We start from the raw sequence: 16,011 nt of genomic DNA, 5'->3' as shown, positions 1-16,011 counted from the left end.
GCCCGGACGGCCCACGGCCGGCGTACGCTGGGCCGCGTGGATCAAGAAGACCGGATCGCCCTTTTCCTCGACTACGAGAACCTCGCGCTCGGAGCACGCGACCACCGTGGCGGCGCGGACTTCGACTTCCGGCCGATCGCGGACGCGCTGGCCGAGCGGGGGCGGGTGGTGGTGCGCCGGGCGTACGCCGACTGGTCGTACTTCGACGAGGACCGCCGCATGCTCACCCGGTCGCACGTCGAGCTGATCGAGATCCCCCAGCGGATGGGCGCGTCCCGCAAGAACGCGGCGGACATCAAGATGGCTGTCGACGCGATCGAGTTGGCGTTCGAGCGCGACTACATCTCCACCTTCGTCATCTGTAGCGGTGACAGTGACTTCACGCCGCTGGTGCACAAGCTGCGCGAGCTGAACAAGCGGGTCATCGGGGTCGGGGTCGAGGGGTCGACGTCGGCGCTGCTGCCCCCGGCGTGCGACGAGTTCCTCTACTACGACCGGCTGGAGGGCGTCGACATCCCGCCGGCCCGCGGCCGGCGTGCCCGCCCCGCCGCTCGGCAGGCCGGCCCGGACCAGCGTCCGTCCGAGCCGGAGCGGCAGCACGAGCCGGAACCCGACGTGGACGGTCGCCCCGCCGGGGAGGAACCCGGCCGTGACGTGGACGCCCTCGCCGTGCAGGTCGCCCAGACGGTGGCCGGTTTGCAGGGCAGCGCCAACGGCGAGGTCACCGCCTCCCGGCTCAAGCGCACCCTGCTGCGCAAGGACCCGACGTTCAGCGAGTCCGACTACGGCTTCCGCACCTTCGGCGAGCTGCTGCGCCACCTCGCCGAGCGCAACGTGATCGAGTTGGCCGAGGGCCCCGCGAAGGGCGACCCGGAGGTCTCGCTGCCCGAGCACGGCGACCGGGAGGTGGCGTTCGGCCTGCTCCGGGGCGTCGTGGCGGACCTGGGCAGCGGCGGCAACCCGGTGGCCCTGTCCGGTCTGAAGAACCAGGTGCGCCGGGCGCGCCCCGACTTCAGCGAGAAGAAGCTCGGCTACCGCAGCTTCCTTCAGTTCTGCAAGGCCGCCGCCACCGCCGGTGTACTCGACCTGCGGTGGAGCCCGGAGGCCGACGACTACCTCCTGACCACCCGGGCCTGACCGCCCGGGCGGGTCCGACGTGCTCCTGATCTGCAAGTCAGGAGGGGAAGATCCGCCGTTGTGGTTTCGAACTGTCAACGCTTGGCCCGAAATACGCCTGGAATGCGGCTCTTGCCCTGGTCTGAGCCATCCTGCGCCGTACCCTCGGCGCGGGAATTGCTATACGGTCGGCGAATGAAGGTCGAGGAGCATTGGTGGAACGGAGACACGACCCCGCGCGGGCGCCGGGACGTGTACATCCGTACTGATGGGCAGGGTTGGGAGGTTCGCGCCCAGATCGGTGGGGCGTCGGGCCGTGAGCGGGTGCAGCAGTGCCCCAGCCGGGCCTCGGCGGCCATTCTCGCCGACGCCTGGCGCGGCACCCACCCATCCTGGCGCGAGCTGAAGCAGCGCTGATCCGGCGCCGGGCCGGGCCGGCACCGCTCCTGGGCTTGCGCCCGGGCGCACCCGCCGACCGGCCCGGCGCACGGCTTTTCACCCCGCCCGTGCGCCTCCGGGCCTCCGAGACACCTCCCGCTTTCCGTGTCCCCACCGTCAGGCCGGGTACCCGAGGCGTCCGTGCCCGATGGAGGTCGCCCATGTCGCAAGGTCCTGACGAGGAGAACTCCCGGCTCGACGAAGAGGTCCGGGAGGCCGAGCGTCGGCTCGCGAACCTCACCCACTCGTCGGACGACACGCTTACCGACGACGACGCCCGGGTGCCGGACGACGCCCTCTCCGAGCGGGAAGCCGAATAGCTCTCAACCTCGGTGGCCGTCCTGGTGGGGCACACCCTGTGCGGGTCCGCCGTACGTGCCAGGGAAACCGCCACCCACGGGCCGGTGCAGGACCGCTGTCGGCGCGTCGGTCATGCTCCCGCCACCCACGGGCCTGAGCACCGCTGTCGGCGCGTCGGCCATGCTCCCGCCCGCCGACGCCGGCAGTTGGGTAGTCGAAGGAACCCCCGCCTGCGTCGCGGTCCTCCGGCGCATCACCAGCAGTACGAGCGTGCCCAGGCCCGCGGCGACCAGTAGGCCGCCCAGGACGAAGGGCAGCGCCGAACCGCCTCCCCCGTCGCTTACCGCCTTCAGGGCGGGCGACGCGGCCCCGGGGGTACCGTCGGCCGCCGCGTCGAGCGGGCTCGCCTCCACGGCGGGCGACGACGACGCCGTGGTGGGCGCCGGCACCGCGGAGAGGGTCAGCCGCACTGTCGCGACGGCGCCGGCGGTGCCCCGTACGGTCGTGCTGGCGGCGCGGTAGCCGTCCATTGCCGCGCGAACCGTGATGGGGCCCTCGGCGATCGTCCTGCCGGCGCTCGCCGTGATCGAGAACTGGCCGCTGCCTCCGCTTGTCGTCCGGTACTCGTGCCCGGCGCTGTCCCGGATGGTCAGGGCCACGCCGCCGATCGCCTTCCCGCCGGAGTCGCGGACCCGGCCGGAGACCCCGCTCACCCCTGCCGCCGGCTGGTCCCCACCGGACGGCGACGCGCCCGGGCCGTGGACGTAGACCATCTTGTAGGCATAGCTGTTCTCCCCGGCAAGCCGCACGCCGATCGAGATGTTGAGGCCGGTGGTCTCGCCCGGGTGAGCCGCGGGGGCGACGACCGTCGCGTCGAAGGTCTGGCTGCGGCCGGGTGCGAGCTTCGGCTCCGCCCGGCATCCGGAGGTGCATGGCAGACCACCGCCGACCACCACGATGGCCTTGTCGGCCCGGCTTCCGTTGTTGGTGACGCTGAACCGCACGCGTACCTTCTCGCCGGGCTTCACGTTCTCCGCCGACACGCTCAGGATGCGGACGGTCTCCGGGGCGGCCGTCGCGGGTACCGCCGACACCGCGAGCGTCCCCCCGGCCAGCGTGATCAATGCGGCCGCCACCGTCCAGCGGACACCTGAGCGCGTCACTTCCCACCACCCTCTCCAGGCGCGAGCAACATCGGTCGATGGCGCCGCCGGCCACTATGCCCTGTCCGGTACGGACGGCGCGACCCGCCCGCGCGCCCGGTGAGACACGGGCCGGGGCCTGCCCGGCGGATCGTGCCGGACAGGCCCCAGGTTGTCGACGACGGATCAGCGTTTGAGCGTGAAGGTGAAGTCGCCGGAGAGCGTGCCCCCCAGCAGCCGGGCCATCGACACGATCTTCCCTTCCGTGATCAGCCGCTCGACCTCCCCGCGCGACAGGCCGCACCCGTCGGCGATCAGTCGTACGGGGCGGACCGGGATCCGGGCGGCGAAGCGGACCCCGACGTCGATCCTGTCGTGGTCCAGGTGATCCGGTCCGTCCGTGTCGAGCCGCCAGGCGTCGGTCCAGTCCAGCTCGAACCGGTTGTGGCGCCGCACGTCCGGATCCTGGAGCAGTTCGGCGGTCAGACCGGGATCGTTGTCGTGCAGCCGGTCCAGCAGCTCCGGTCGGATGGAACGCACCGTGTCCCGTTCCAGGACCGTGAGCTTCGCCGTCTCCCCGCAGACGGTGCAGAGCGCGAGGATCCAGACGTCGATGAGCTTGCGGTTGGCATTGACGCGGAATTTGCCGCTTGGCCGAAGGAGCTCGGACGCACACGCGCGGCAACGGCGGCGTACGAGCGGCAGGCAGGTGGGCACGACGGCCCAGGTTGTGAGCACAGAGGTACACCGGTTTCAGTGAGAAGTCCGCAGCAAGAAGGAGCGCGGCGCAGATGCGCGACGCGCGACGCGCGACAGATCAGCGCTCGGGAGGTCTCACAGGGTGTACAACGGCCGGCCCTTTACCTGGACGACGTGGTTGCGCCGCACGGTAGTGGCGCAGGGCGGCGCCACTCCACCGGTTTTTCGGGCAGGCGCCGCTCAGGCGGTCGGGACCGGCAGCACCGCGCCCTCGGCCGCCGACCGGTGGGCCAGTTCGATCAGCTCGACCGTGGCGACCGAGTCGCGTGGGTCAACAGGCATCGGCGTGCCGTCGCGCAGCGCCGCCGCCACCTGCGCGTAGAAGCTCTGGTACGCGCCCGGCTCGGTCGGCACCGGCCGCAGGTCACCGTCCACACCGAACATGCCGTACCGCTCCGGCGGGACCTCGCCCCAGCCCGGCTGGTCCGGTCGGCCGCCGTCGTGCAGCGCCGCCTCCTGCACGTCCAGCCCGTACGTCGTGTAGCCGGCCCGGTCGCCAAGCACCCGCAGCCGGGGGCCGAGCTGCGCGGTCACCGCACCCATCCACAGGTGCGAGTGCACCCCGCCGGCGTGGGTCAACGCCACGAAGGCGTCGTCGTCCACGGCGGCACCCGCGCGCCGCCGGTCCACCTCCGCGTACACGCGGTCCACCCGGCCGAACAACTGCACCGCTTGGTCGACGAGGTGCGCGCCGAGGTCGAACAGGGCGCCGCCGGCCTCCTCGGGACCGGCGAGCTCCCGCCAGCCCGGCTTGATCGTCGGCCGAAAGCGCTCGAACCGGGACTCGAAGCGCAGCACCCGCCCCAACTCGCCCTGCTCGACCAGGCGGCGGGCGGTCAGGAAGTCGCCATCCCAGCGCCGGTTCTGGAACACCGTCAGCGGCACCCCACGCTCGGATGCCTCGTCGACGAGCGCACGGCCCTCGGCAGCAGTGGGGGACAGGGGCTTGTCGACGACGACCGGCAGGCCCGCCGCGAGCGCCGCCCGCGCCATCGGCACGTGCTGCCGGTTCGGCGTCGCGACGACGACCAGGTCCAACGCGTCCGGCGTACGCCACAACTCGTCGGCGTCGTCGACCAGGCGGGCGTCCGGGAAGTGCTGCCGGGCCTGCTCGCGCCGCTGCGGATCGCGGGTCACGATGGCGTCGAGGCGCAGGCCCGGTGTCGCGGCGATCAGCGGCGCGTGGAACACCCGGCCCGCCAGCCCGTACCCCAGCAGGCCAACCCGCAGCGCCTCCGCCATGCCGCACCCCCGTCTCGCCGGTCCGCGGCTCCTGAGCGGCGGCGGTACCGCTTATCGAATCTACGCCCCGCTCCCGGCCCGGCGCTGGTCAGGCCTTCGGGTCGCTGCGCAGGTAGGTGAGCACCGCGAGCACCCTCCGGTTGGTGTCGTCGCTGGGTGGCAGGTCGAGCTTGAGCAGGATGTTGCCGACGTGCTTGCCGACCGCCGCCTCGGTGACGTGCAGCCGGGCCGCGATCGACGCGTTCGACCGGCCCTCGGCCAGCAGCGCCAGCACCTCGCGTTCCCGCGCGGACAGCGCGGCGAGCGGATCACGCGGGCGGTGCAGGAGTTGCCGGACCACGTCCGGGTCGATGGCGGTGCCGCCCGCGGTGACCCGGCGCAGCGTGTCGACGAACTCGGCGACCTCGGCCACGCGGTCCTTGAGCAGGTAGCCCACCCGCTGGCCGTCGCCACTGTCCAGCAGCGCCGCCGCGTACCCGGTCTGCACGTACTGGCTGAGCACCACCACCGGGAGCCCGGGCCGTTCGGCGCGCAGTGCCACGGCCGCGCGTAGCCCGTCGTCCCGTCGACCGGGCGGCATCCGGATGTCGGTAAGCACCAGGTCCGGCTGGTGCTCCCGGGCGGCGTCCAGCAGCTCCGGCGCGGAACCGACGGCGGCGCACACCGCGAAGTCGAAGCGGGTCAACAGCGCGACGAGCCCTTCGCGCAACAGCACCTCGTCCTCGGCGAGCACCACCCGGGTCACCTGCGACATGGCAGCTCCACCCGGACCAGGGTAGGCCCGCCGGGCGGGCTGGACAGCAGCAGCCGCCCGTCGACGGCGGCGACCCGGTCGGCGAGACCTGTCAGGCCGGTGCCCCGGGCCGGGTCGGCGCCGCCGCGACCGTCGTCGGACACCTCGACCACGAGGTCGCCGCCGTCCCGGGTGAGACGCACATCGGCGCGTGTCGCCCCGGCATGCCGGGCCACGTTTCCCAGCGCCTCGGACACCACGAAGTACGCGGTGGTCTCGACGATCTCCGGCAGCTCGCCGTCGATGTCGGCGTGCACGGTGACCGCGACGGTGGCCGCGTCCGCCAGCTCGCGGACAGCGCCGGCCAGGCCGAGATCGGTGAGGCTCTGCGGCCGGATGCCGTGCACCAACTGCCGCAGCATCACCATCAGGCCGCGCGCCTGGTCGTGCGCCACGGCGAGCGGCCGGGCGGCGGGGGAGTCCTCCGGTACGTCCAGCCGGGCCAGACCCAGCTGGAGGGTGAGGCTGGTCAGCCGGGGCTGCGCGCCGTCGTGCAGATCCCGCTCGATGCGGCGCCGTTCGGCCTCGTACGCGCCGACCAGGCGGGTGCGGGACCGGGAGACCTCGCGCAGCGCCGCCGCGTCGACCGGCCAGGCGAGCGCCCACCGGGCCACGGCGGCCTGGACTGCGGCGAGCAGACCAGCCGCGTACCCCAGGACCGGTAGCAGCAGCACACCGACGACCGCGTACGGAACGGCCTCCCCGGTGGTCTCGATCGGCTGCCACACCACCACCGGGTCGGCGTCGCTGACCAGCCAGGGGCTGGTGACCATCCCGAGGTCGAGCAGCACCAGCAGCAGGAACACCCAGTACGCGACCGGAGCTATCCCGCCCAGCCAGAACAGGTACGCCACCTCCCGCCAGCCGGCCGCGGTGCGGTACCGGGCGGCCAGGCCCGGCCACGGGGACGCCGGCAGGGCGCGGCCGTCCACGAGCCCGAGCCGCCACCGCTCCACGGCGGCGACCGGGAAGCTCACGATCGGCGCGAGCGCCAGCAGGGTGAGGCTGCCGACCGCCAGGAACAGCATCAGCGGTATCTCCGGCGGTCGTCCGTGCAGCCGCAACGCGTTGACCGCGGCGAGCAGGGGCGCGCCGATGACGAGCAACCCGACGGCGAGCACACCCGCGATCGGCACGGTGCTGACCAGGTAGGCCAGCGCCCGCCAGGGCCAGGCGGAGACCAGCCAGTCGCGGCGACGCAGCGCTTCGGCCAGGTGGGAGGGACGGGGCGAGGTCATGCCGGAGACGCTAATCGCGGGCGGACGGCCGCCCCAGCCGTCCAGATCCACTTCTCGGGTATGCCCAGCACTACCGGCGCGGCGGGTGTGCGGGGTCCGGAAACGGGAAGGACTCGCCATCACGCGACAGGCGTGGGCTGTGCTCGCGACGGTGGGAGAGACATGGGGGCCAGAACCTTCGTGGTGGTAGGCGGTACCAGCGGACTCGGCCTCGCGGTGGCCCGGCTGCTTGTCGACGAGCACCGGGTGGTGGTGTTCGGCAACGTGCCGGCCGAGGTCGCCTCGGCGGCCGACGAACTGGGCTGCGACGGGGCGGTCTGCGACGTCTCCTCCTACGAGCAGGTCCGCGACGGGTTCGCCGAGGTGGTCGGACGCTACGGCACGATCGACGGGGTGGCTGCCTGCGCGTCGATGTGGGCCGGCGGCGACCTGATGGACCTTCCGGTGGAGCACATCCGGCAAGCCGTGGAGATCAACGTCCTGGGCGTCACGTACCTGCTGCGGGAGGCGCTGGAGCACCTGCACCGGCAGGGCCACGGGAACGTCGTCTACATCGGCGCGATGGCGGTGGCCGCCCCCCGCCCGGGCATCCCGGTGTACCGGGCCACCAAGAGCTACGGCAGCAGCCTCGTCGACTCGCTCGCCGAGGCGCAGCACAGCAACCGGGTCAAGGTGATGCAGCTGCATCCCGGGCCGATGCCGACCCGGCTCCAGGAACGGGTGGGCGCCGAGTTCCTCGACGAGGTGTACGCCCTACCGGAGCAGGTCGCCACCGAGGTCGTCCGGCTGCTGCTGCTCGAACCCGACGACCTGTACGTGTCAGGCGAGCGCGTGCTGCGCGCGGACGGGCGGTGGTGACGGCCGGAGCCGGACCCTCCGACCGTCCGGCCTCGGCGTGGGCGCCGCTGCGGACAGCTGTCTACCGCAACCTGTGGCTGGCCCTGCTCGTCGCCAACATCGGCACCTGGATGCAGACGGTCGGCGCGCAGTGGCTGCTGATCCACCACTCCAACGCCTCCACCCTCGTCGCCCTGGTCCAGACCGCCAGCCTGCTGCCGGTCCTGCTGCTGGCACTGCCCGCCGGAGTGCTCGCGGACAGCTTCGACCGCCGGCACCTGCTGCTCGCCGTGCAGCTGTTCCTGGTCGCGGTGGCCCTCGCCCTGACGCTGCTCACCCTTACCGATCGGATGCCGCCGGCCCTGCTGCTGACGCTCACCTTCGCGTTCGGGGTCGGGCAGGCGCTCACCCTGCCGGCCTGGGCGGCGGTGATCCCGGAGCTGGTGCCGCAGGAACAGCTGCGGTCGGCGTCCGCGCTCGGTTCGATAAGCGTGAACGTGGCGCGGGCGGTCGGACCGGCGCTGGCCGGTGTGCTGATCGCCCGTACCGGTGTCGCTCCGGTCTTCGGGCTCAACGCGGTCGCCTTCTTGATCTTCACGTACACGCTGTGGCGCTGGCGGCCCGGCAACGCCCGCGCGGTCGAGGTCCCCGAGCGCTTCACCGCCGCCCTGCGCGCCGGCAGCCGGTACGTCCGCCACTCGCCCATCGTCCGTCGGCTGCTGCGTCGGGCGCTGGTCTTCGTGATCCCGGCCAGCGCGCTGTGGGCGTTGCTGCCGTTGGTGGCGAGCCGTCGGCTGGGGCTGGGCTCCGGCGGGTACGGGCTGCTGCTGGCCGCCCTCGGGGTGGGCGCCGTCGTCGGTGGGGTGCTGCTGGCCGTGATTCGTACCCGCCTGTCGGCCAACCAGCTCCTGTTCGGCGCCGGAGCGGTGTTCACCGTGGCGCTGGCGGTGGTCGCCACGGTACGTGTGGTGCCGCTCGTGCTTCTCGCCCTGCTGCCCGCCGGGATGGCCTGGGTGACGGTGCTGGCCAACGTCAACGCCGAGATGCAGCTCTTCCTGCCGGCCTGGGTACGCGCCCGTGGCCTGGCCGTCTACCAGGTGTGCTTCGCGGGCGGGCAGGCGGTCGGCGCGCTGCTGTGGGGGCTGGTGGCCGACATGGGTGGCCTGGTCCTTGCCTATCTCGCGGCGGCGGCGTTGATGCTCGTCGGCACCGTGACGAGCCGGATCTGGCCGCTTCCCGACCTGCGGGCGGTGAACCGGGAACCGGCGGCCTACTGGCCGCAGCTGCACCTGGCGTACGAGCCGGACCCGAGGGTGGGGCCGGTGCTGGTGGAGCTGCGGTACAACGTCCGGCCGGATCGGACCCGGCCGTTCCTGGCGGCCATGGACCTGGTGCGCGCCGCACGGCAGCGGACAGGTGCGATTCGCTGGGGGCTGTTCCGTCCGGCCGAGACCACCGACCAGTTCGTCGAGGTGTATCTGGTGCCGTCCTGGGACGAGCACCTGCGCCAGCACGGTGGCCGGCTGACCGGCGAGGACCGCGAGGCCGAGGAGCGGGCCCAGGAGTGCGCCGACGGGGCCCCGGAGGTGCGGCACCTGGTGCCGGCCGCCGCCGGCCGCACCCTGACCGACGACAGCGAGGCCACCTGACCCGGCCGGCCGCGCGGCGTACGTCGTACGCCCGCGTTGTTAGGATGGCCGCACCATGGCGAGTGAGCGCAAGGCGACCGCGGACCCGGCCCGCAGCCTGGCCATCCTCTGGCGTACCCGGGAGCCGACCAGCCGCAGCGCCGGGCAGGGGCTCAGCGTCGACCGGATCGTCCGTGCCGCCATCGACATCGCCGACGCCGAGGGCCTCGACGCGCTGACCATGCGCCGCGTCGGCGAGGCGCTGGGGGTGGGCACGATGTCGGTGTACACCTACGTGCCGGGCAAGGCCGAACTCGTCGACGTCATGATCGACACGGCGTACGGCGAGATGCCGCGCCCCGCGGTCGAGGGGGACTGGCGGGTCCGGCTGGAGCGGATCGCCCGGGACAATCTCGCGCTCTACCAGCGGCATCCGTGGATGCTGCGGGCCGAGACGACCCGACCGGTGCTCGGGCCGCACCTGGTGGCCAAGTACGACCACGAACTCGGCGCGGTCGCCGACATCGGGCTCACCGACGTCGAGATGGACGCGGTGCTCACCCTCGTGCTCGGGCACGTGAAGAGTTCCGCGCGCTCCGCCTCCGAGGTGGTCGATCTGGAACGGGACACGGGCCTGACCGACGGCCAGTGGTGGCAGTCGCACGCGCCCTGGCTGGAGACGTTCCTGACGCCCGACCGCTATCCGACCGCCTCCCGGGTCGGTACGGCTGCGGGCCAGCAGCACGGCGCCGCGTACGGCCCGGAGTACGCCTTCGAGTTCGGTCTGCAACGGGTCCTCGACGGGATCTCGGTGGTGGTCGCCGAGCGGGCGGCCGGCCGGTAGCCCCCCCCGCTCAGGGGTACGGCCGCACCGGCGTCCCAGGCTCGACGGAACCCGCCCGCGCCCGGTCGCCCGGGTGGTACGACTGGGACGGCGGGCGACGTCCGGGAAGGGGGGCGATGAAGAACGGCCTCCCCGAGCGGCTGCTTCAGCGGCGCGAGAACCCTCGCCGGACGTCGTTCCTGGAGCTCTTCTTCGACCTGGCCTTCATCTTCGCGCTGACCCGGCTGTCCCAGGCGCTGCTGGCCGACCACAGCCTCAACGGCGGGTTCCAGGCACTGGTGATGCTGGCGGCGCTCTGGTGGGTGTGGTTCGTGACCGCCTGGTCGGCGGACTGGTTCGACCCGAGCGCGCCGCTGATCGTCGTACTGCTGCTCTGGGTGATGTTCGGCGGTCTGCTGATGGCCTCCGCCGTGCCCACCGCGTTCGATTCGCACGCCGGGCTGTTCGCCGTCGCCTACGTCGCCATCCATGTGGGCCGGGGGGCGCTGCTGATCCCGGCACTGCGGGGGCACCCGCTGCAGCTGCGCAGCCTGCGGGTGGCGATCTGGTTCGCGATCTCCGGTGTGCTCTGGGTGCTCGGTGCGGTCGTCGCACCGGCACGCGAGGTGCTGTGGGCGCTCGCCCTGCTGCTGGAGTACTCCCTGGCCCGGCTGCGCTGGCCGTTCCCGCGGCTCGGGCGCAGTTCCTGGCCGGACCTCCAGGTGAACGGGGAACACCTCTCCGAGCGCTACCAGCAGATCTTCATCATCGCGCTGGGTGAGCTGATTCTGATCGCCGGTTTCACCTACAGCCAGTCGGACCTGGACCGCGAGCGCAGCGTGGCGTTCGCCCTGGCGTTCGTGACCGCGGTCGCCCTGGCCCGGCTCTACCTGGTGCCCGCCGGCACGCGGCTGGGCGCCGCCATCACGGCGGAGGGCCCGCCCGGCAGCAAGCTGGCGCTCCTGGCCGGCTACCTGCACCTCGTCATGATCGCCGGGGTGCTGGGCACGTCCGTCGCCATGGAGATGACGATCGCCGACCCGGGCGAGCACAGCACGGAGCAGTTTGCGGTCGGCGTCCTCGGCCCGGCGCTGTTCCTGACCGCCCGGATCGTGCTCTCGGCCGTGATCGACGCCAGCCTGCCCTGGGCGCGCCTGATCGGTGTGCCGGCCATCGTGGCGGCCGGTCTGACCAGCGAGGGGCGTCCGCAACTCGTCAACAGCGCAGCCGTCGCCGGGGTGTTGCTGCTTATCGTCCTGGTCGACGCGATGCCCGGCATACGGCGGTTCGTGTGGCGCGCCAACGGCGACGGCGCGTCCGAGCTGCGGCGGCACGGGTAGCCACCCCGATGCCGGAGAGGTCAGCGCGGCACGGCGACCAACCGCGACTGCACGACGTGGTGCAGTTGCGGGTGCACGGCGTGTCGGGGGCGCAGCCGGCGGTCATTCTCGACCGGGCGCACACCCGCCAGGTCGCCGGCGACGGCAGCGGGGGCTTCCACCGCGCCGACGAGCCGGACGGCACCGACCCGAACGGGGTGACCGTCGAGGCGTACCGGTGGGGTGACCTGCCCTCGGGCACCGTGGCCCGGACCATCTCCATGGTCTTCCTGCTGCCGTTCATGTTGAGCAACGTGGCGGTGTGGATGCGGCCGGCGGATGGTCGCAGCGCCGGCGGCGTCGCCATGCTGTGCCGCCTCCTCGCTCTCAACCTCACAGCGGTGTACGTGGTGGCCGTCGCCGGTGTCGCCCTCGACCTGGTCGCCTGGCGGTGTCTCGGCGACACCCGGTGCCGGGGACCCTTCGACACGATGGCCGGGCTCGACGACAGGCACGTCGGGCAGCGGCTCGCCGCGCTGGCGCTGGTGCCGATCGCCGCGGTCGTGTTACTCCGGCTGCTCGGCACCCGCCGGTCCCGACCGGCCGACAACCCGTTGTGGGCCGTGGAGCCGCTCGTGGGACGACTGCGGGCCATCCACGTCGCCGGCGCGCTCGCCGTCCTCAACCTCGTGCTGCTCGTGGCCCGTCGCGCCGGCGGCGCGACCGTCGCGACGACGCTGCTGCTGGTGCTCAGCGCGGCGGTGCTGCTGGCCTGCGTCGGCCTGCTCGCCGCGCCGGGTCTGATCGACCAGGTGGCTACCGCGCGGACGGTCACCCGCAGCGCCCGCGCGACGGGCGTGGCCGCTGTCGGCCTGAGTGTGGCGACGCTCGTCGCCGTCGCCCGCGATGAGCGGGACTGGCCGCCGTCGGGCGGGCTACCCGGCTACGACGGGGTCGCTGGCACGGTGCTGCTCGGCCAGATGGCACTGCTGGTGCTGCTCAGCGGCCTGGTCCTGTGGCAGCGCGGTCGGGTGGACGGCCGCGTCGTGCTCCGGCACGGACTGGGCGCGGCAGTCATCGCGGCGATCGCGGTCGGTCTGGCCGGTGCGCTCTCCGCCGGCCTGACCTACCAGACGGGGGAGGTGCTCGGCGGGTACTTCAGTGACGGCGGGCCGCCGCTGCCGTACCGCTGGACGCTGCTTGCCTTCTTCCTGCACGTGGGCGCTGCGGTGCTGCTGTGTGGGGCGATAGCCCTGCTGTCGCGCTCGCGCCGGCGCCGTGCGGCGGAGGCGATCACCGCCCGCGACTTTCCCGCCGCACCGCCGGAGGCGGCCGGGCGGCTGCGGCAGGCCACCAGGGCCATCGCCCGGGCGCGCTTCACCGAGTGGCTGGGCGTGCTGGCCGCCACGTACGCAGTTCTCACGGCGGTCGGACTGGCCACCAGCCTGCTCGGGCTCACCGGTCGTCAACCGGAGGAGTTGGCGCGGGTTGTCGGGCTGCCTGCCGAAGCCGTCGGGATGGGGCTGACCGCCGGCACCTACCTCGTCGCCGCAGTGGTCCTCACCCTGCTGACGTTCGGTGTGTTCGGGTACCGGACGGCCTGGTTCCGCAGGCACGTCGGGATCCTGTGGGACCTGGGCACCTTCTGGCCCCGGGCCGCCCACCCGTTCGCGCCGGCGAGTTACGCCGACCGGGCGGTGCCGGAGCTGGCCGACCGGATCATCCAACTCGCCGGGCGGCACACCGGGGTGCTGCTCTGCGGGCACAGCCACGGTTCGGTGTTGCTGGCCCTGGCGGTGCTGCGGCTGCCCCCGCAGGTGCGTCGGCGTGTCGCTCTGCTCACCTACGGATCACCGCTGGACCGCCTGTACGCCCGGCTCTACCCCGCGTACCTCAACGAGGAGATGATGCGTGAGGTGGGGCAGCGGGTCGGATGGCGGTGGATCAACCTGTGGCGCGACACCGACCCGGTCGGCGGATGGATCTTCTACCCGAACCGCCCCGGTGACCCGCCTCCGGACGCCGCCGACCCGGCCGGTGCCGTCGACCGGCGGCTGCGGGACCCCCGGGAGCTGCTGGCCGCGCCGGGGGACCACCTGCCACCACCGGTCCGGGGCCATCATCCGGGCGAATCCGACCCCGAGTTCCGAGCCGCGGTGCGCGAGCTCGTCAGACGACTCCGCGACTCCGGGTCCGCCGGCCACCTGTGAGCCGGAGATGGCGGGCCGGTCAGCCGCCGTCCGGTAGTCGTTCGGACTCCGCCACCACCGCTCGAACCTTGCGCAGGGTCGCGTCCGGCGCGCGGATCGCGGCCCGCCAGCGGTCCAGCGTCCGGGTGAGCACCCGGACCACGAACTGCAACTGGTTGACCTGCTCGCGCAGCGTCCCCAGCTCCGAGCGGGCGTGCAGCGCCTCGCCCTCCAGCTCGGTGATCCGGGTCTGCAACGGCTGCACCAGGGTGAGGGCGGCCTCGGTGAGGGTGTCGGCGGCGTCGGCCTTGAACTTTCCCCGCTGCACCAGCACCGTGGCGATCGCGGCCAGACCGGTGGAGCCGCCGAGGATGCCGAACACACTGAGCGCCACCTGCACCCAGTGCGGTGCCGCCGGCGCCGGCGCGGTGTTCACGGGACACCCCCCTGTAGTTGCAGGTCGGGCAGGTATTCGCAGGCGCGGGCCAGGCGGCGCAGGTCGACGGCGATCTCGACGCCCCGCCAGATCGAGCCGATCGTCACCGCGGCGACGAACGACGCCGTGACCAGGGACTGGTGGTTCCACAGCGACACCAGGGCGACCACGTACATGCCGGTGATGGTGCCGAGCACCAGGACCGACGCGAGTTCGATGCCGAGCCCGGTGGAGAGCCGGCCGGGCCACAGAATGCCCAGCAACCCGCTCACCCCCACCAGGATCAGGCCGATCTCCCAGGCCGCCTGCACGGGCGCCGGCATGGACGTCTGGACGGAGGTCGGCCGGACGTCGAGGGTCAACATCAGGATGCCGCAGACCGGTGACGTGGCCAGGACGGCCATCTCGTACGGCCGGTGGCGGGCTCGGATACGCAGATATCTCACGGCAACTCCCTGGTCGAGGACCGTCCCATCCGTCATCGGCCGTCGGGCCGGTGCCGTGTGGAGACGGTGATGACCGGGGGTGCGGTCCTGCGGCTAAGGCCCGTGGAGTGGCGGTTTCGTGCGAACGGTCGGTGGCGAGGAGATGGGCGACGGGCCGTCGTTGGCTGCCGGTACCTGCCTGTGTATCACCGATGACCGGTTGGCGTCCACCTGGTGTAACGTCGCGTTTCCGCAGGTCAGCGCCTTTAAGCGAGCCGGGCGGCCCAGTTTCGCCCGGGCCGCCCGTGACATTTGGTGTCGGAAATCTTACCGAGGGTTGTGGGCCGGGCGGGCGAGCAGGGCACGCAGCGCTCCGACCACCTCGGCCGGCGCCTCCTCGGCCATGAAGTGCCCGCAGGCGACCGTCTGGTGCGCCAGGTCCGGTGCCCACGCCCGCCACAGCCCGGCCGCGTCATAACCGAGCGCCGCACCCCAGTCCTGCTGGAGCACGGTCACCGGCATCGACAGCTGGCGGCCGGCGCCCCGGTCGGCGGAGTCGTGGGCGACGTCGACGCCAGCGGACGCGCGGTAGTCGGCGACGATCGAGGTGACCGCGTTGCGGGACGCGCGCAGGTACGAGGCCCGCACCTCCGCCGGCATGGCCTGCGGATCGCGGGTCCAGACGTCAAGGAAATGACCGAAGAAGGCGTCCGGGTTGGCCGCGATCATCTCCTCGGGCAGACCGGGCGGCTGTGCCATCAGATAGAGGTGGAAGGCGACCGCAGCGCTGGCGCCGTGCAGCACGTCCCACATGTCGAGGGTGGGCAGCACGTCGAGCAGCGCGAGCTGGCTGATCGCCGCCGGGTGGTCGAGACCGGCGCGGAACGCCACAAGGGCACCCCGGTCGTGCCCGGCCAGCGCGAACCGTTCGTGGCCGAGCGCCCCGGCCAGCGCCACGATGTCAGCGGCCATGGTGCGCTTGGCGTACGCGGTGCCGTCGCTGTCCACGGGCTTGTCGCTGTCGCCGTACCCCCGCAGGTCGGGGCAGATGACCGTGTGGTCGGCGGCCAGGTCGGCCGCGACGTGCCGCCAGATGAGGTGCGTCTGCGGAAAGCCGTGCAGCAGCACGACAGGTGGCCCGGAACCGCCCACGGCGGCGTTGAGCGTCACGCCGTCGGCGACGGTTACGCGCTGGTAGTCGAATCCGTTGATCCTGGGGTCCACTGGTGGAACCTTCCTGGTGATGAGGGCGGGTCCGGCGCGGTGGCCGGACGCCGTCGTACGTCGTCGAGCCTGCCCCGTGGCGATCAGCGGACGGTGAGCGTC

General features: G+C 72.8%; 16 protein-coding genes. 8 read left to right on the top strand and 8 right to left on the bottom strand.

The features are described from left to right. The first annotated feature begins 36 nt into the window (after positions 1-36). From AB0N27_RS20630 to AB0N27_RS20620, 3 genes are all read left to right on the top strand, one after another. Positions 37-1,137, top strand: a complete 1,101-nt coding sequence (locus tag AB0N27_RS20630) for a PIN domain-containing protein (protein WP_364371970.1) — start codon at positions 37-39, stop codon at positions 1,135-1,137. A gap of 174 nt (positions 1,138-1,311) precedes the next feature. Beyond that, positions 1,312-1,533 (top strand): hypothetical protein, encoded by a 222-nt coding sequence (locus tag AB0N27_RS20625; RefSeq protein ID WP_030335934.1) that lies wholly within the window; start codon positions 1,312-1,314, stop codon positions 1,531-1,533. A gap of 182 nt (positions 1,534-1,715) precedes the next feature. Next, a complete protein-coding gene (locus tag AB0N27_RS20620) occupies positions 1,716-1,874 on the top strand; it encodes a hypothetical protein (protein WP_364371966.1) in 159 nt (52 codons plus the stop codon). Positions 1,875-1,877: 3 nt separating this feature from the next. Here the strand turns inward: AB0N27_RS20620 and AB0N27_RS20615 are convergent, their stop codons facing one another. The 5 genes from AB0N27_RS20615 to AB0N27_RS20595 form a co-directional block, all read right to left on the bottom strand. Further along, positions 1,878-3,017: a carboxypeptidase-like regulatory domain-containing protein gene (locus tag AB0N27_RS20615; RefSeq protein ID WP_364371963.1), complete on the bottom strand. Its 1,140-nt coding sequence runs from the start codon at positions 3,015-3,017 to the stop codon at positions 1,878-1,880. Positions 3,018-3,182: 165 nt separating this feature from the next. After that, on the bottom strand, positions 3,183-3,734 hold the full coding sequence (locus AB0N27_RS20610) for a DUF1062 domain-containing protein (RefSeq protein WP_364371960.1): 552 nt from the start codon (positions 3,732-3,734) through the stop codon (positions 3,183-3,185). Positions 3,735-3,935: 201 nt separating this feature from the next. Next, positions 3,936-4,997 carry a Gfo/Idh/MocA family oxidoreductase gene (locus tag AB0N27_RS20605; protein WP_364371957.1) on the bottom strand — a complete coding sequence of 354 codons (1,062 nt, stop codon included), beginning with the start codon at positions 4,995-4,997 and terminating at the stop codon, positions 3,936-3,938. 88 nt (positions 4,998-5,085) lie between these two features. Further along, positions 5,086-5,751 carry a response regulator transcription factor gene (locus tag AB0N27_RS20600; RefSeq protein ID WP_364371954.1) on the bottom strand — a complete coding sequence of 222 codons (666 nt, stop codon included), beginning with the start codon at positions 5,749-5,751 and terminating at the stop codon, positions 5,086-5,088. After that, positions 5,739-7,028, bottom strand: coding sequence for a histidine kinase (locus tag AB0N27_RS20595; protein ID WP_364371951.1), 1,290 nt, complete (start codon positions 7,026-7,028; stop codon positions 5,739-5,741). Before AB0N27_RS20595 ends, AB0N27_RS20600 begins: the two co-directional genes overlap by 13 nt. Before the next feature lie 162 nt (positions 7,029-7,190). Between AB0N27_RS20595 and AB0N27_RS20590 the strand changes: the two genes are divergently transcribed. The 5 genes from AB0N27_RS20590 to AB0N27_RS20570 all read left to right on the top strand — a co-directional run bounded on the left by AB0N27_RS20590 (position 7,191) and on the right by AB0N27_RS20570 (position 13,845). Further along, positions 7,191-7,886, top strand: coding sequence for an SDR family oxidoreductase (locus AB0N27_RS20590; protein ID WP_364371948.1), 696 nt, complete (start codon positions 7,191-7,193; stop codon positions 7,884-7,886). Next, the gene (locus AB0N27_RS20585) at positions 7,880-9,514 is read left to right on the top strand and encodes an MFS transporter (protein ID WP_364371945.1); all 1,635 of its coding nucleotides are present in this window, start codon (positions 7,880-7,882) and stop codon (positions 9,512-9,514) included. Before AB0N27_RS20590 ends, AB0N27_RS20585 begins: the two co-directional genes overlap by 7 nt. Before the next feature lie 55 nt (positions 9,515-9,569). After that, complete coding sequence (locus tag AB0N27_RS20580; RefSeq protein ID WP_364371942.1) at positions 9,570-10,337, top strand: TetR/AcrR family transcriptional regulator; 768 nt, start codon at positions 9,570-9,572, stop codon at positions 10,335-10,337. Between the two features lie 116 nt (positions 10,338-10,453). Further along, the gene (locus tag AB0N27_RS20575; RefSeq protein WP_364371939.1) at positions 10,454-11,656 is read left to right on the top strand and encodes a low temperature requirement protein A; all 1,203 of its coding nucleotides are present in this window, start codon (positions 10,454-10,456) and stop codon (positions 11,654-11,656) included. 8 nt (positions 11,657-11,664) lie between these two features. Continuing rightward, a complete protein-coding gene (locus AB0N27_RS20570; protein WP_364371936.1) occupies positions 11,665-13,845 on the top strand; it encodes a hypothetical protein in 2,181 nt (726 codons plus the stop codon). 19 nt (positions 13,846-13,864) lie between these two features. Here the strand turns inward: AB0N27_RS20570 and AB0N27_RS20565 are convergent, their stop codons facing one another. The 3 genes from AB0N27_RS20565 to AB0N27_RS20555 form a co-directional block, all read right to left on the bottom strand. Next, on the bottom strand, positions 13,865-14,260 hold the full coding sequence (locus AB0N27_RS20565; RefSeq protein ID WP_364371933.1) for a hypothetical protein: 396 nt from the start codon (positions 14,258-14,260) through the stop codon (positions 13,865-13,867). Further along, the gene (locus AB0N27_RS20560; protein ID WP_364371930.1) at positions 14,257-14,706 is read right to left on the bottom strand and encodes a hypothetical protein; all 450 of its coding nucleotides are present in this window, start codon (positions 14,704-14,706) and stop codon (positions 14,257-14,259) included. Before AB0N27_RS20560 ends, AB0N27_RS20565 begins: the two co-directional genes overlap by 4 nt. A 306-nt stretch (positions 14,707-15,012) precedes the next feature. Further along, a complete protein-coding gene (locus AB0N27_RS20555; RefSeq protein ID WP_364371927.1) occupies positions 15,013-15,909 on the bottom strand; it encodes an alpha/beta hydrolase in 897 nt (298 codons plus the stop codon). Between the last annotated feature and the right edge of the window lie 102 nt (positions 15,910-16,011).

The organism is Micromonospora sp. NPDC093244 (assembly GCF_040683695.1).
Classification (GTDB): Bacteria; Actinomycetota; Actinomycetes; order Mycobacteriales; family Micromonosporaceae; genus Micromonospora.
Note: the sequence above shows the minus strand (reverse complement) of the source record. Positions and strands in the feature narration are given on the sequence as shown.

Excerpts from the sequence above, each read along its gene's own strand:
- AB0N27_RS20595 (WP_364371951.1), bottom strand. The coding sequence starts at position 7,028 with ATGACCTCGCCCCGTCCCTCCCACCTGGCCGAAGCGCTGCGTCGCCGC.
- AB0N27_RS20625 (WP_030335934.1), top strand. The coding sequence starts at position 1,312 with ATGAAGGTCGAGGAGCATTGGTGGAACGGAGACACGACCCCGCGCGGG.
- AB0N27_RS20590 (WP_364371948.1), top strand. The coding sequence starts at position 7,191 with ATGGGGGCCAGAACCTTCGTGGTGGTAGGCGGTACCAGCGGACTCGGC.
- AB0N27_RS20600 (WP_364371954.1), bottom strand. The coding sequence starts at position 5,751 with ATGTCGCAGGTGACCCGGGTGGTGCTCGCCGAGGACGAGGTGCTGTTG.
- AB0N27_RS20580 (WP_364371942.1), top strand. The coding sequence starts at position 9,570 with ATGGCGAGTGAGCGCAAGGCGACCGCGGACCCGGCCCGCAGCCTGGCC.
- AB0N27_RS20605 (WP_364371957.1), bottom strand. The coding sequence starts at position 4,997 with ATGGCGGAGGCGCTGCGGGTTGGCCTGCTGGGGTACGGGCTGGCGGGC.
- AB0N27_RS20620 (WP_364371966.1), top strand. The coding sequence starts at position 1,716 with ATGTCGCAAGGTCCTGACGAGGAGAACTCCCGGCTCGACGAAGAGGTC.
- AB0N27_RS20575 (WP_364371939.1), top strand. The coding sequence starts at position 10,454 with ATGAAGAACGGCCTCCCCGAGCGGCTGCTTCAGCGGCGCGAGAACCCT.
- AB0N27_RS20570 (WP_364371936.1), top strand. The coding sequence starts at position 11,665 with ATGCCGGAGAGGTCAGCGCGGCACGGCGACCAACCGCGACTGCACGAC.